This window comes from Pseudomonas sp. 2725, from assembly GCF_050434585.1.
GTDB classification, from domain to species: domain Bacteria; phylum Pseudomonadota; class Gammaproteobacteria; order Pseudomonadales; family Pseudomonadaceae; genus Aquipseudomonas; species Aquipseudomonas jessenii.
Genome location: NZ_JBNDIV010000010.1, coordinates 92,846 through 107,233 on the forward strand (window position 1 = coordinate 92,846; position 14,388 = coordinate 107,233).

The window sequence follows — 14,388 nt, forward strand, 5'->3', positions numbered from 1 at the left end:
CCACATACCGAATCCAGACTCTCCCCATCCAAAACAGGGAGAGTCCCATGAACCGTAGCCTGACCCTAAAACTCGGGGCAATTGCCCTGTTGATTCTGTTGTTGCTGATTCCACTGCTGATGATCAACGGCGTGATCCAGGAGCGCCAGCAACTGCGCGACGGTGTGCTCGAAGACATTGCCCGCAGCTCCAGTTACAGCCAGCAATTGAGCGGCCCGCTGATGGTGGTGCCGTATCGTAAAGTCGTGCGCACCTGGAAGACGCACGAAAAAACCAACGAGCGTTATCAGGAGATCGGTGAAGAGCGCGGTCGTTTGTATTTTCTGCCGGAGCGCTTCGAACTCGACGCAGACGTTCAGACCGAACTGCGTTCCCGAGGTATTTACCAGGCGCGGTTGTTTCATGCAGAGAACCGCATCAGCGGCCACTTTTCCCTGCCGGTTCAACTGGGCATCAAGGAAGATTTTGCCGATTACCAGTTCGACCAGCCGTTCCTCGCTGTTGGCATCAGCGACATTCGTGGTATCGAAAACGCTTTGAAGCTTGAACTCAACGGCCAGAACCTGGACTTCATTCCGGGCAGCCAAGTGAGCTGGCTGGGTGAAGGCGTCCACGTGACCCTGCCGGCGTTGGAAACAAAGCAGGCCACGGAGTTGGCCTTCGGTTTTGACCTGAAGCTGCAAGGCACCGGCCAGTTACAAATCCTGCCGGTGGGCAAGACCAGCAAAGTTTCGCTGAGTGCCAACTGGCCGCATCCAAGCTTCATCGGCAACTACCTGCCTGCCCAGCGCGAGATCACTGATCAAGGTTTTACCGCCCATTGGCAGACCTCGTTTTTCTCCACCAACCTGCAAGAAACGCTGAACAGCTGCGTGTCCCGCGGTGGCTGTGAGGCGTTGTTCGGTCGCAGCTTCGGCGTGAGCTTCATCGAACCCGTGGACCAGTACCTGAAAAGCGACCGGGCGATCAAATATGCGCTGCTGTTCATCGTCCTGACCTTTGCCGGTTTCTTCCTGTTCGAAGTGCTGAAAAGCCTAGCGGTGCACCCGGTGCAATATGCGTTGGTAGGTGTGGCGCTGGCGTTCTTCTACCTGTTGTTGCTGTCGTTGTCCGAGCACATCGGCTTTGCTCTGGCGTACCTGTTGTCCGCCAGCGGTTGTGTGTTGTTGATCGGGTTCTACGTTTGCCACGTGTTGCGCAGCGTGCGCCACGGCTTGAGTTTTTCTGTGGGATTGGCGGCGTTGTATGGGCTGCTCTACGGGCTGTTGAGTGCAGAGGATTACGCGCTGTTGATGGGCTCGCTGCTGCTGTTCGGTTTGCTCGGCGTGTTTATGGTGCTGACGCGGAAGCTGGATTGGTATGGGGTTGGGCAGAAAACGGGGAAACCGCTGAACTTCGATATTGGAGCGGTGCAATGAGCCGGTCGGTGGGGTTGCGGGAAGATCAGCGGGAGGGGAGGGTGTTGGCGACGCTGATTGCCGAGTTGTTTGCGTTAGATCCGTTGTGGTGCCATCGCGAGCAGGCTCGCTCCCACATGGGACCGCAGTCAAAGGTGGGAGCGAGCCTGCTCGCGAAGAGGTCAGTACAGCCGGCGAAGTTCTAAACCTTCGGCATCGTTGCAATCATCGAAGGCCGCTGGCTCACCTCGAAATACCACGCCGCAAGTTGCGGATTCGCTGTGCGCCAGTCCAGATCCGGATGGCGCAGGTCCAGGTAACCCAATGCACAGGCTACGCTGATCGCCGCCACGTCGAAGTGGCAGGTCAATTCGGCAATCGCGTCCTTTTCCAGCAAGGCCAGGGCGCGACGAATCTTGTCGCGCTGGCCGTCGAGCCATTCGTCCCAGTGTTTCTCCGGGGCACGCAGGGCGACTTCGTAGCGAACCAGCACGGCCGCGTCCATGATCCCGTCGGCCAGTGAAGCGAGGGTCAGGCGCCGCCAGCGGGCCGAGCCTTCGCGGGGGATCAGCGGGTTACCGACGTGCTGGTGGTCGAGGTAGTCGAGGATGACCCGGCTGTCATGGATGATGTTGCCATCGGCCAGGCGCAGGGCCGGGATTTTGCTCAGGGGGTTGTCATCGATCAGGGTCAGGTCCGGGTTGACCGGGGTCAGTACGCTGGTCTGTAACGCCACGCGGTTCTGTTGTCCGGTTTCGTGCAGCAGCACCATGACTTTGCGAACGAAGGGGGAAAGCGGGTTGTGGTACAGGGTCATGCTCGGGGCGGACATGGCAGCGTCTCGGTCGGTGGCAGTGTCGGGCAGCATAGCGCGTTGGTCTGATTGCTCAAGCATCATGGCTTGACCCCTTGTGGGAGCGAGCTTGCTCGCGATGGTCGTCAACGATGACGTTGGAAGACTGACACCCCGGGGAGTTCTCGGGTGCATCGCGAGCAAGCTCGCTCCTACAGGGGGATGTCGCTTTAGCGGCGTTGCAGGAGGCCTCGCAGGGCAACAGCGGCGGGGATGCCCAAGCCTAGCCAGCTCAGCGAATCCCACACACCATCACCGAGCAACGCGGCAAACAACCCTGCCGCGCTGAACAAGGCGATGACGATTGGAGTGCTAAACACTTTCCAGAAGTTCGACTGCCGGGGCTTCATGCCACGCTCTCCGCTTTTTCCAGCACAGGCCTGGCAGCCTTGCGCCGCACCACCCACAGGTAGACCCCGCTGCCGAGCACGATGATGGTCAGCACATCGAGGGTCGCCCAGAGTATCTGCATCGGCATGCCACCGTAGTCACCGAAGTGCAGCGGTTGTGACATGCCCATGACGTCCATGTACCACGGGCGTTCGACCACTGCGGTGACTTGCAGGGTGCTGGCATCGATCAGAACCGGCGTCAGCAGGTGCGAAGTCAGGTGCGTGCTGCCCTTCATGAACACTGCGTAATGGTGCTCGCTGGAAAAGCGTGTGCCGGGGAAGGCGATGAAGTCCGGCTGCATGCCTGGTGCGACTTCCTTGGCGATGTCGAGCAAACGGTTGGCCGGCGCCAGTTGAGTCAGCGGAGGTGCATCGCGATACGGCGCGATCATCGCGGCCAGTGTGTCGTTGCGCCATGCGGCAATCAGTAGGTCTGCGCAGGCACTGACGACGCCGGTTACGCCGACCACCAGCGCCCAGGTCAACGTCACGACGCCGATCAGGTTATGCAGGTCGAGCCAGCGCAGGCGAGTGGATTTGTCCTGGCGCACGGTGGCGAATTTCAAGCGGCGCATGAACGGCAAGTACAGCACCGTGCCGGAAACGATCGCTGCCACGAACGCAATTCCCATGAACGCCAGCAGCAACTTGCCCGGCAAGCCGGCGAACATGTCCACGTGCAGGCGCAACATGACCATCATGAAGCCGCCGTTGGCCGATGGCGTTTCCAGCGCTTCGCCAGTACGGGCGTCGAGCATGAAGGTGTGGGACGAGTTCGGCTCGGTGCCTGCGGTCGCGGCCATGATGGTCAGCACTGCGTTGGGCTCATCGTCCTCGAAGCCGAAGTACTGCATGACTTCACCGGGACGATGTTTCTCGGCCGCGTCCACCAACTGCTGCAAATTCAGGTGCGGGGTGTCCGCCGACATTACCTTCACTTCAGGCGCATCGCCCAGCAAGTGGTCGATCTCGTGGTGAAAGATCAACGGCAGGCCGGTCAGTGCCAGCATCAGCAGAAACGCGGTGCAGATCAGGCTGGACCAGGTGTGGACGAAGGACCAGCGGCGAATTGTTTTACTTTTCATTTCATAGCCTTCAGAAAAACCAAAGCCGCCCACGAAGGACGGCCTGGTCATTGGGCGTGTCAGCTCAAAGCGTTACCACTTGTAGGTTGCACTGGCGACGACACTGCGCTGGTCGCCGTAGTAGCAGTAGTAGCTGTCGCAAGTCGAGATGTAGTCCTTGTCGAGCAGGTTGGTTGCGTTGACGGCCAGCGAAGCGCCTTTGAGGCTGTTGTCCAGGCGACCGAGGTCGTAGTGAACCACGGCGTCGAACACTGTGTAGGCGTCGGCCTTGCCCAGCCAGGTGTTGGCCTGGTCGCCATAGGTATTGCCGGTGTAGCGCGCGCCGGCGCCGATGCCGAAGCCATCCAGCACGCCGTTGTGCCAGGTGTAGTCGCCCCACACCGACGCTTGCTGGTTAGGCATCAGTTGCAGGCGATTGCCCTTGTAGATGCCCTCTTGCACTTCGGATTTGGCCAGGGTGTAGGCAGCGGTGACCTTGAGGTTTTCGGTCACGTCGGAAACGGCTTCAAGCTCCAGGCCTTTGACTTTCACTTCGCCGGTCTGGCTGGTGACTGTCACGTTGCCCACGTTGTTGGTGACGGAAACGTTTTTCTGGGTCAGGTCATACACAGCCGCGGTCAGCAGGGTGTTGCTGCCCGGTGGCTGGTACTTGATCCCCAGTTCCCATTGCTTGCCTTCGGTCGGCTTGAACGACTCGGTCGGCGAGGCGACGGCATTGCTGGTCGGCTGGAACGATTCGGCGTAGGACAGGTAAGGCACGAAGCCCGAGTCGAACACGTAGCTGATCGCCGCGTTGCCGCTGAAGTTCTTGTCGCGTTCGGTGTTGGTGGCATCGCCCTTGTTGAAGAACGTGGTACCGGTGTGGACCCAGTCTTCACGACCGCCGAGGGTCAGGCGCCATTGGCCGAGGGCCATCTGGTCCTGGATGTACAGGCCGGTCTGCTGGGTCTTCTGTTCGTAGTCATAGAAGGCTGTGGAGCGTGCCGGACGCTCGATCGGCAAGCCATAGACCGGGTCGTTGACGTTGATGCCCGGCGCGGTGCCGAAGATCGAGAGGTAGTTGGTGGTGTTGCGCTGGTGGTCCAGGCCGATCAGCAAGGTGTGACTGACGTCGCCGGTGACGAAGTCGCCCTGGAAGTTGTTGTCCACGGCGAATTGGGCGATGTCTTCGTCGACATTGGTGGTGCCACGGCCGGTGTTGCCTTGATCGTCAACAACAGACCCGTAAGAGGGGCCGTAGCTATTGACGGTCACGGCCTGGAACGACAGCTCCGACTTGGTGTAGCGCAGGTTCTGGCGGAACTGCCAGACATCGTTCAAGCGGTGTTCAAAGGCATAACCCAGTGCGTAGTAGGTGCGGTCGTAGAAGTCGTAGTTCGGGTCACCCAGGTTCTTGTGGTGGGAGATATCGCCGAACGGCATGTCGATCTTGGTGCCCTGGATCGGATAGAACTGACTGGTGATACCGGTATCGTCACGGGTGAACTGCGTGAGCAGGGTGAATTTGGTGTCTTCGTCGATGTTCCAGGTCAGGCTGGGCGCAATGTTGTAGCGCTTGTCATCGATGTGGTCGATGGGCGTGCCGCCGTCGCGCAGGACGCCGCTGAGGCTGTAAAGGAACTGGCCTTCGTCATCGATCTTGCCGGTGCTGGCGAAGTTGATCTGGCGATGATTGTCGCTGCCGTATTGCAGCTGGATCTCGCTGCTGGCTTCAGCGCTTGGGCGACGGCTGACCATGTCCAGCAGGCCGCCCGGCGGGGTCTGGCCGTACACGGAGGAGGCTGGGCCGCGCAGCAGCGCCAGGCGGTCGAGGTTCCAGGTTTCCTGTTTAGGGTTGGAGTACACACCTTTTGGCAGTGGCAGGCCGTCGAGGAATTGAGTCGGCTCGAAACCGCGCACGCGCAACCAGTCGGCGCGGGTGTCGCTGCCGAAGCTGCTGGAGGTGATGCCCGGCAAGTAGCGCACGGCATCGTCGAGGGTGTGCGCGTTGCGGTCGTCCATCTGCTCGCGAGTGACGACCGAAATCGAACGCGGTGCCTCGACCAGCGCGGTGTCGGTCTTGGTGCCAGCGGCGGTGCGCTTGGCCAGGTAGCCCTGTGCCGGGCCCCAGGCGCTTTCAGTGTCTTGCACACCAATCACGCTGGTTACCGGCAGGTCCATCACGCCCTCGGGCACGGCCACCAGGCTGTAGGTGCCCGCACTGCTCTGTTCCAGTTGCAGCCCGGTGCCACGCAGTGCTTCGCGCAGGGCGCCGGCTGCGTCGAACTGGCCTCTGACCGGTGCCGAGGTCTTGCCCGCCGCCAGGGATGGGTTCAACGACAGGGCCAGACCGGCCTGGCTGGCAATCTGGTTCAGGGTGTTGGCCAGTGGAGCGGTCGGCAGGTTGTAGGCGCGGACGTTGGACGCCTGTTCAGCGGCGACCAGTTGGCTGCTGGCCAAAGGGGTGCAAAGGGCAATGGCAACCGCCAGCAAACTGCGGCGTAACAGGAAGTCTAGCGAACGAGGCATACAGCGGCTCCTGAATGGAAACATTTCTCAATTGCCTGTGTGCCGTACGAAAATCAAAAAGTGATAGGGCTGGATGAAAATAATTTAGATTCAGTTATTCAATAAACATCGAGGAGCTTCAGGCATGCGCATTTTGTGGCGAGGGGGCTTGCCCCCGTTCGGCTGCGTAGCAGTCGTGACGTCAGCGAACACAGTCAGTCAGAAAAATGCAGGGGGCCGCTTCGCGACCCAACGGGGCGGTGCGGCGATCCGACAAGCCCCCTCGCCACAGGGTTCTGTGTGCGGATTCAGGGCTTGGTATCGGCCTTGGCCACGACCTTCACCCACCACTGTGTGTGCTGTTCGATCTGCACCGGCAGGGTCGGCAGCAGGGCGTTGAGTGCCAGGTCGGTGTCGCGCAGCGGGAAACTGCCGGTGATGCGCAGGTCGGCCACTTCCGGCGCGACCCCGACGTAACCGTTTCGATAGCGGCCGATTTCATGCACCAGGTCTTCCAGCCGTGTGTTGTCCACCACCAGCATGCCGCGGGTCCAGGCATCCGTACCGAGGTTGACGGCCAGAACCGGGCCCAGGCCGTTGTTACGGATCAGTACCTGCTGGCCTTCGCGCAGAATCTTTTCGTCAGGGTTGGACTCAGGGTGAACCGCCACTGCTGACTGCAATACGCTCAAGCGCGTTCCGTCTTCCTCGCGCTTGACCAGAAACCGCGTACCCAGCGCACGCACGCTGCCTTCGCGGGTTTCGACGATGAACGGCCGGGGATCGCCATGGCCGGTTTCAACCAGTATTTCGCCTTCCTGAAGCACGATGCGCCGCTGCTTTTCATCGAAACGCACATCCAGCGCACTGTGGGTGTTGAGATTGATCAGCGTGCCGTCAGCCAGACGCAGGGTGCGCTGCTCGCCAACGGCGGTGCGCTGGTCGGCCAGCCAATAGTCGATCGGCAGGTAACGATCCCCGGCGAACAGGGCCAGGCCGATCACGGCAACGATACTGGCGACACCATTGCCAAGCTTGCGCACTCGCCGGCGAATGCCTTCGCGCGATTGCAGCAGGGCAGTGCGGGCCGGGCCGCTGGCCACGCTGAAGCGTTGGTCGAGCATGCCCAGCTGGCGCCAGGCGCGGGCGTGTTCTTCATGGGCCGCGTGCCACTTGGCGAACTCTTCGCGCTCTACCGGGTTGGCGGAGTCCATGGACAGCTGCCAGGCAATCGCCGCGTCCAGCACGCTGGCCGATACCGGTTTGGAACTGACCGGGTTCATGTCGGCTCACCATACAGCGCGATATAGCACTGGCGAATGCCTTGGGCCAGGTACTGGCGCACCCGCGGCACCGACACACCGAGGCGCTCGGCAATTTCCGCGTGACCGAGGCCGTCGAGGCGGTTATAGAGGAATGCCGCCCGGGCCTTGCTGGAAAGCTTGCCAAGCAAGCGGTCGATGTTTTTCAGGTCTTCGAGGATCATTTGCTGTTCTTCCGCCGACGGTTGTTCGGCTTCGGGAATCAGCATCAACTCGGTGAGGTAGGCCTGTTCCAGCGCGGCGCGACGGAAATAATCGAACAGCAGGCCCTTGGCGATCGCCACCAGGAATGCCCGCGGCTCGCGCGGTGCCTTCAGTTCTTCACGGCCCAGCAAACGCACGAAAGTGTCCTGGCTCAGGTCTTCGGCCCGCTGGGGGCAGGCGACGTTGCGTCGAAGCCAGGCCAATAGCCAACCGCGATGGTCGCGATATAACGCACCGACGAGCTCACTTTGAGGGCTTGGGACTGACGACACGCCGCATCACCGATTGGGAAGTATTAACTAACGAGAATTGTTCGCGATTGTGGCAGAGGCGAGGGAGGTAAGCAATTGGCGTTGGTCGGGTGGGGATTTGGCGAAGGCCTCTGTAGGAGCGAGCTTGCTCGCGATGAATTTGAAGGCGACGCATTTTTCCAGACAGCACGCGTCACCGTTCATGACCATCGCGAGCAAGCTCGCTCCTACAGGAGGGGCCTGAAGGTCAGAAGGAAGGCGCCTGTTGCCGGCGCTTCCACTGACTCAAGCGCTGTTGCAAATTCAACGGGCTATGAATCTGCTGCTGCCGCGCACGGCTGAACAGGATCAGTGCCAGTTCGGCGGTGGCCAGGGCATCGGCGCTGGCGTGGTGGCGCTCGAAGACTTCGAGCTTGAACCAGTCGATCCAATCGTCCAGCCCGGCCTCGCGAATGTGCGCCTGGGGGCATAGCAGTGGCGCAATATCTGCCACATCCAGAAAGGCATGCTGCAACTTGTAACCCAGATGATCCTTCAGGGCGCGCGCCAACATGTGCTGGTCGAACGGCGCATGGAAGGCCAGCACCGGGCTGTCGCCGACAAACTCCATGAGTTCGAGCAGCGCCTCGGCCGGATCGCTGCCGGCAGCAATTGCACTGGGGCCCAAGCCGTGAATCAGCACACTGGGGCCGAGTTTGAGTTCGCCGCATTGCAAGGTTCGCTCGAACTGTCGACTGAAATCGATCGCGCCATCCTCGATCACCACGGCGCCGATGGACAGTACCCGGTCCTTGTTCATATTCAACCCGGTAGTTTCCAGGTCGAGCACTACCCAGCGCTGCTCGCGCAGGCTGCATTCACTCAATCCGGTGACCGTCGGCAGGCGTTGAAGACGTTGTTGCAGGTCTGCGGACAAGCTCGGGCCGGCCGGGCGCAGCCATGAAAACAGGCTCATATCTGATACCGCAAGGTCAGGCTGCTTTGCAGGCGCTGTGCCTGGCGCAGGGACTCACGCAGGATGCGCCGGTCCAGATGATTGAGACTGTCGGGATCGACCCGATTTGAGTAAGGAAAATTCTCTCGGGTCTGTAGTTGATGTTGCTGCATGCGGGTTTGCTGGATGAAGTGATAGGCCTCTTCGTACGCGGCGCCGTCCAGGGGATCGATGACCTCCTTGTCGACCAACTGGCGAAAACGCTCCAGCGTGTTGTTTGTTTCGATACCGTGGGCCAGGGCCAGCAACCGGGCGCCGTCGACAAAGGGTGTCAGACCCTGAGTCTTCAGGTCCAGGGTGGCCTTCTCGCCATTTTTTCGAGCCAGTACGAACTCGCGGAAACGCCCTACGGGCGGGCGATTGCGCAACGCATTCTCAGCCATCATGCGCTGGAACAAGCGGTTGTCGCCGACCTGGTCGAGAATGCTCCGGCGCAATTGCTCACAGCCTTGCTCGCTGCCCCAGACCACGCGCAAATCGAAATAGATGCTCGAACCCAGCAGGTTCTCCGGGGTTGCCTCGCGGATAAACGCCGCAAAGCGCCGCGCCCATTCGGCCCGGGACAGGCACAGCTCAGGGTTGCCGGCCATGATATTGCCCTTGCACAAGGTGAAGCCGCACAGCGCCAGGCTCTGGTTGATCTGCTGGGCAATGGGCAGCAGCTTGCCGCGAATCTCGGCGGCATGGGCCGCATCCCTGGCTTCGAACAGAATGCCGTTGTCCTGATCGGTGTGCAGGGTCTGCTCGCGACGGCCTTCGCTGCCGAAACACAGCCAGCTGAACGGCACGCCGGGGTCGCCTTTTTCGGCGAGGGTCAGTTCGATCACTCGGCACACGGTGTGGTCGTTGAGCAAGGTGATGATGTGGGTGATCTGCGTCGAAGACGCGCCGTGGGCCAGCATGCGCTCGACCAGTTGACCGATTTCGCCCCGCAGCGCCATCAGGTTTTCCACTTTCTGGGCATTGCGGATCGTGCGCGCCAGGTGCACCAGGTCGACCCGTTGCAGGGAAAACAGATCGCGCTCGGAAACCACGCCGCACAAGCGCTGGTCCTTGACCAGGCAGACATGGGCGATGTGCCGCTCGGTCATGGCAATCGCCGCGTCGAATGCACTCTGATCCGGCGACAGGAAGAACGGCGCCCGGGTCATGTACCCTTCGATGGCCTCGTTGAAATCACTGCTGCCGTTGGCCACGGTCTGGCGCAGGTCGCGCAGGGTGAAAATCCCCAGTGGCGCCTTGAGTTCATCGACCACCACGATGCTGCCGACCTGTTGTTCGTGCATCAACGTCACGGCTTCGCGCAATGGCGTCTGCGGGGCGCATGTCACCGGGTGGCGCATGGCCAACTCGCCCAGTCGGGTATTGAGCGAATATTGGGTGCCCAGGGTTTCCACGGCTTTTTGCTGCACTTGCTGGTTGACTTGATCCAGCAGGCTGCTGACGCAGCGCAGGGCGAAGTTGCGGAAGGTGTCCGATAGCGAAAACAGGCGGATGAATGCCGGCTTGTTCAGTTGCAGGCAGAAGGTGTCTTCGCCGGCCAGGTGCTCGGTGCGGGTCGCCCGTTCACCCAGCAACGCCGCGAGAGGGAAACATTCGCCAGTGGTGATCTCGAAGACCGTTTCGGTGCTACCGTTTACCGTATGCGGACGCTCGCCCACGACCCGGCCTTGCTTGACGATATAGAAGTGCTCGACCGGGCCGTCAGCGGGTTTGATGATGCTCTCGCCGGGGGCGTAAAAACGCATCTGACATTGCTCGACCAGATACGCCAGGTGAGCGTGTTCCATCTGATTGAAGGGCGGGAAGCGCTGGAGGAATTGCAACGTGCCCTGGATGTTCTGCAACACCGCGGTTTTCCCTGCCTGTGTGAAGGCGTCCGCTTTACTCATAACCATTACCGCAGTCTTTTTTGAATTGTTGTTGTCGGATGACCCAGACATGGTCGACCCCTGTGGCCGGAGTGCCCATTGGACGTAAGTCTAGGTAGGCGATTGGTATGCTGAAATGTCGGAAGAATCCTACGCAACTGTGCGAAAAACCTCTCCGTCCCCCTATTGGAAAAATATCCGACGAAGCGCACATTTAAGGCCTGCTTAGCGATGTCTCGTCACTGTGCTAGGGAAATGAATTGAACATGTAGAGAAAGCCATGTCCGACCACGATATTTTGAGCGACGCCGAGCGCGAAGCCTTGAGCGCCGTCATGCTGGAACCTGACCTGCCGCCACAACGGGTGCTGATCGTCGATGACGATAAAGACGCCAGGGAACTGTTGTCAGAGATCCTGGCGCTTGACGGTATTCACTGCATGACGGCGGCCAGTGGCGAAGCAGCACTCAAGATGCTGGAGGAGAAACCTTCGATCGGACTGGTGATTACCGACCTGCGCATGGGCCTCATCGACGGCCTGGACCTGATCCGACAGGTGCGCGAGTCGGTACGGGCGGCGTTGCCGATCATCATCGTCTCGGGTGATGCCGACGTGAAAGATGCGATCGCCGCGATGCATTTGAATGTGGTGGACTTTCTGCTCAAGCCGATTGATGCCGGCAAGCTGCTGGAACTGGTCAAGCATGAACTTGGGGTGGACCCTTAGTTCCAGCCAGTAAACCCTGCGCTATTCGACTGGGGGATCGCGGACAGCCCAAAAAGAAAAAGCCCTGATCTTTCGATCAGGGCTTTTTCATGTCCGGCGCAGACGCTCAGTTACAGGCCATTGGCAGCCTTGAACTCGCGACGACGACGGTGCAGGACCGGCTCGGTGTAGCCGTTCGGCTGCTTCGTGCCTTCGACCACCAGTTCGACCGCCGCCTGGAAGGCAATGTTGCTGTCGAAGTTCGGGGCCAGCGGACGGTACAGCGCGTCGCCGGCGTTCTGACGGTCAACCACCGGCGCCATGCGCTTGAGGCTTTCCATCACTTGCTCTTCGGTGACGATGCCGTGACGCAGCCAGTTGGCGATGTGCTGGCTGGAAATACGCAGCGTTGCACGGTCTTCCATCAGGCCGACGTCGTTGATATCCGGCACTTTCGAACAGCCGACACCCTGGTCGATCCAGCGCACCACGTAACCGAGAATGCCCTGGCTGTTGTTGTCCAGTTCGTTCTTGATCTGTTCGGCGGTCCACTGCGGGTTGACCGCCAGCGGGATGGTCAGGATGTCGTCTACCGAAGCATGGGCACGTTTGGCCAGTTCGGCCTGACGGGCGAAAACGTCAACCTTGTGGTAGTGCAGCGCGTGCAGCGCAGCAGCGGTCGGCGAGGGTACCCAGGCGGTGTTGGCACCGGCCATCGGGTGAGCGATTTTCTGTTCGAGCATCGCCGCCATCAGGTCCGGCATGGCCCACATGCCTTTACCGATCTGTGCGCGACCTTGCAGGCCGGTGCTCAGACCGATATCGACGTTGGAGTTCTCGTAGGCGCCGATCCATTTTTCCGCCTTCATGTCCGCCTTGCGCACCATCGGGCCGGCTTCCATGGAGGTATGGATTTCATCGCCCGTGCGGTCGAGGAAACCGGTGTTGATGAACACCACGCGCTCGCTCGCCGCCTTGATGCAGGCCTTGAGGTTGATCGTGGTACGACGCTCCTCGTCCATGATCCCGACTTTGAGGGTGTTGCGCGGCAGGCCCAGCACGTCTTCGATGCGACCGAACAGCTCGTTGGTGAACGCCGCTTCTTCAGGGCCGTGCATCTTCGGCTTCACGATGTAGATCGAGCCGGTGCGGGTGTTTTTGCGCGAGGTGTTGCCGTTCAGGTTGTGCATCGATGCCAGGCAAGTCACCAGGCCATCGAGAATGCCTTCAGGCACTTCGTTACCGTCTTTGTCGAGGATCGCATCGATGGTCATCAGGTGACCGACGTTGCGCACGAACAGCAACGAACGACCGTGCAGGCTCAGTTCACTGCCATCGATGGCGGTGTAGGTGCGGTCGGCGTTCATGGTGCGGGTAAAGGTCTGACCGCCCTTGGCGACTTCTTCCGACAGATCGCCCTTCATCAGGCCGAGCCAGTTGCGGTAGATCACCACTTTGTCATCGGCATCGACCGCGGCAACCGAGTCTTCGCAGTCCATGATGGTGGTCAGCGCGGCTTCCATCAGGATGTCTTTGACGCCGGCCGCGTCGGTCTGGCCGACCGGGGTGCTGGCGTCGACCTGGATTTCGAAATGCAGGCCGTTGTTTTTCAGCAGGATCGCGGTCGGTGCAGCGGCATCGCCCTGGAAGCCGATCAGTTGCGCATCGTTGCGCAGGCCGGTGTTGCTGCCGCCTTTGAGGGCGACCACCAGTTTGCCGTCGACGATCTTGTAGCCGGTGGAGTCTACGTGAGTGCCGGCAGCCAATGGCGCGGCTTCATCGAGGAACGCACGGGCGAAGGCGATGACCTTGTCGCCGCGAACCTTGTTGTAGCCTTTGCCTTTTTCCGCGCCGTCAGCTTCGCTGATGGCATCGGTGCCGTAGAGCGCGTCGTACAGCGAACCCCAGCGGGCGTTCGAAGCATTGAGAGCGAAGCGGGCGTTCATCACCGGCACCACGAGTTGTGGACCGGCCATGCGGGCGATTTCTTCATCGACGTTTTGCGTCGTTGCCTGGAAATCGGCCGCTTCTGGCAGCAGATAACCGATGTCTTGCAGGAAAGCTTTGTAGGCCACGGCGTCGTGCGCCTGGCCTGCACGTTCCTGGTGCCAGGCATCGATACGAGCCTGGAAATCATCGCGTTTGGCGAGTAGGGCTTTGTTCTTCGGTGCCAGGTCATGGATGACCTTGTCGGCACCGGCCCAGAACTTATCGGCGGTGAGGCCGGTACCGGGAATGGCTTCGTTGTTCACGAAGTCGAACAGGACTTTGGCGACCTGCAGGCCACCGACTTGAACGTGTTCAGTCATTGCTTGCCTCACTCTGCTCAGCTATTTCGCTTTTCAGCTCTTCAATTTAACAATGAAGCCTCTGGCCATTTAAACCACAAACCCCTCTACCAGTACATGCCCATGACAGGCGGCTGGGTTGGGACCAATCAACGGCTTGGGGCCTTGCTGACAGGGCTTTCAGGGTTGCGAACGTGCCTGCGGCAGACATCGATCCAACGTTATGTAGTGCGCGCTGCGGCATACTACATGATGAATTGCGGTTGTGAAAATTAGACTAATTACGTCGTTCTGCGACCCCATGACGCATTGCGGTCACGTCGGGGAGCGTGATGTTCTCAAAAAACTATTGGATTGTTCCAGTTAAATATCAAAAGTTGTACACATTATCTTTGGTGCTCTGCTATGGGGTGCCTGTTTTTGTGGCGAGGGGGCTTGCCCCCGTTGAGTGGCGAAGCCGCTCCCGTGCATGTACCACGAAAAATTACATCCGCTCATTTTGCGACTGCTGCGCAGCCGAACGGGGGCAAGCCCCCTC

General features: G+C 60.2%; 11 protein-coding genes. 2 read left to right on the top strand and 9 right to left on the bottom strand.

What is annotated here, in order from left to right; translation table 11 throughout:
- The first annotated feature begins 47 nt into the window (after positions 1 to 47).
- Positions 48 to 1,418, top strand: coding sequence for a cell envelope integrity protein CreD (gene creD, locus ABIE16_RS25765; protein ID WP_429522188.1), 1,371 nt, complete (start codon positions 48 to 50; stop codon positions 1,416 to 1,418).
- Between the two features lie 181 nt (positions 1,419 to 1,599).
- On the opposite strand, the gene ABIE16_RS25770 is transcribed toward creD, so the two are convergent.
- The 8 genes from ABIE16_RS25770 to ABIE16_RS25805 form a co-directional block, all read right to left on the bottom strand.
- Positions 1,600 to 2,229 (bottom strand): glutathione S-transferase family protein, encoded by a 630-nt coding sequence (locus ABIE16_RS25770; RefSeq protein ID WP_057716548.1) that lies wholly within the window; start codon positions 2,227 to 2,229, stop codon positions 1,600 to 1,602.
- A gap of 191 nt (positions 2,230 to 2,420) precedes the next feature.
- A complete protein-coding gene (locus ABIE16_RS25775; protein ID WP_085716476.1) occupies positions 2,421 to 2,600 on the bottom strand; it encodes a hypothetical protein in 180 nt (59 codons plus the stop codon).
- Positions 2,597 to 3,727 carry a PepSY-associated TM helix domain-containing protein gene (locus tag ABIE16_RS25780; RefSeq protein ID WP_057716549.1) on the bottom strand — a complete coding sequence of 377 codons (1,131 nt, stop codon included), beginning with the start codon at positions 3,725 to 3,727 and terminating at the stop codon, positions 2,597 to 2,599. Before ABIE16_RS25780 ends, ABIE16_RS25775 begins: the two co-directional genes overlap by 4 nt.
- Before the next feature lie 72 nt (positions 3,728 to 3,799).
- Entirely contained in the window at positions 3,800 to 6,235 is a 2,436-nt protein-coding gene (locus ABIE16_RS25785; protein WP_429522189.1) for a TonB-dependent siderophore receptor, read from the bottom strand.
- Positions 6,236 to 6,522: 287 nt separating this feature from the next.
- Positions 6,523 to 7,497, bottom strand: coding sequence for a FecR domain-containing protein (locus tag ABIE16_RS25790; protein WP_429522190.1), 975 nt, complete (start codon positions 7,495 to 7,497; stop codon positions 6,523 to 6,525).
- Entirely contained in the window at positions 7,494 to 8,012 is a 519-nt protein-coding gene (locus tag ABIE16_RS25795; protein ID WP_090451802.1) for an RNA polymerase sigma factor, read from the bottom strand. Before ABIE16_RS25795 ends, ABIE16_RS25790 begins: the two co-directional genes overlap by 4 nt.
- 226 nt (positions 8,013 to 8,238) lie before the next feature.
- Complete coding sequence (locus ABIE16_RS25800) at positions 8,239 to 8,946, bottom strand: 3'-5' exonuclease (RefSeq protein WP_218494739.1); 708 nt, start codon at positions 8,944 to 8,946, stop codon at positions 8,239 to 8,241.
- Entirely contained in the window at positions 8,943 to 10,883 is a 1,941-nt protein-coding gene (locus ABIE16_RS25805; RefSeq protein WP_057713017.1) for a putative nucleotidyltransferase substrate binding domain-containing protein, read from the bottom strand. Before ABIE16_RS25805 ends, ABIE16_RS25800 begins: the two co-directional genes overlap by 4 nt.
- Before the next feature lie 253 nt (positions 10,884 to 11,136).
- Between ABIE16_RS25805 and ABIE16_RS25810 the strand changes: the two genes are divergently transcribed.
- Positions 11,137 to 11,583: a response regulator gene (locus ABIE16_RS25810; RefSeq protein WP_429522191.1), complete on the top strand. Its 447-nt coding sequence runs from the start codon at positions 11,137 to 11,139 to the stop codon at positions 11,581 to 11,583.
- Between the two features lie 110 nt (positions 11,584 to 11,693).
- Here ABIE16_RS25810 and ABIE16_RS25815 read toward each other — a convergent pair whose 3' ends face one another.
- On the bottom strand, positions 11,694 to 13,871 hold the full coding sequence (locus tag ABIE16_RS25815; RefSeq protein ID WP_429522192.1) for a malate synthase G: 2,178 nt from the start codon (positions 13,869 to 13,871) through the stop codon (positions 11,694 to 11,696).
- Between the last annotated feature and the right edge of the window lie 517 nt (positions 13,872 to 14,388).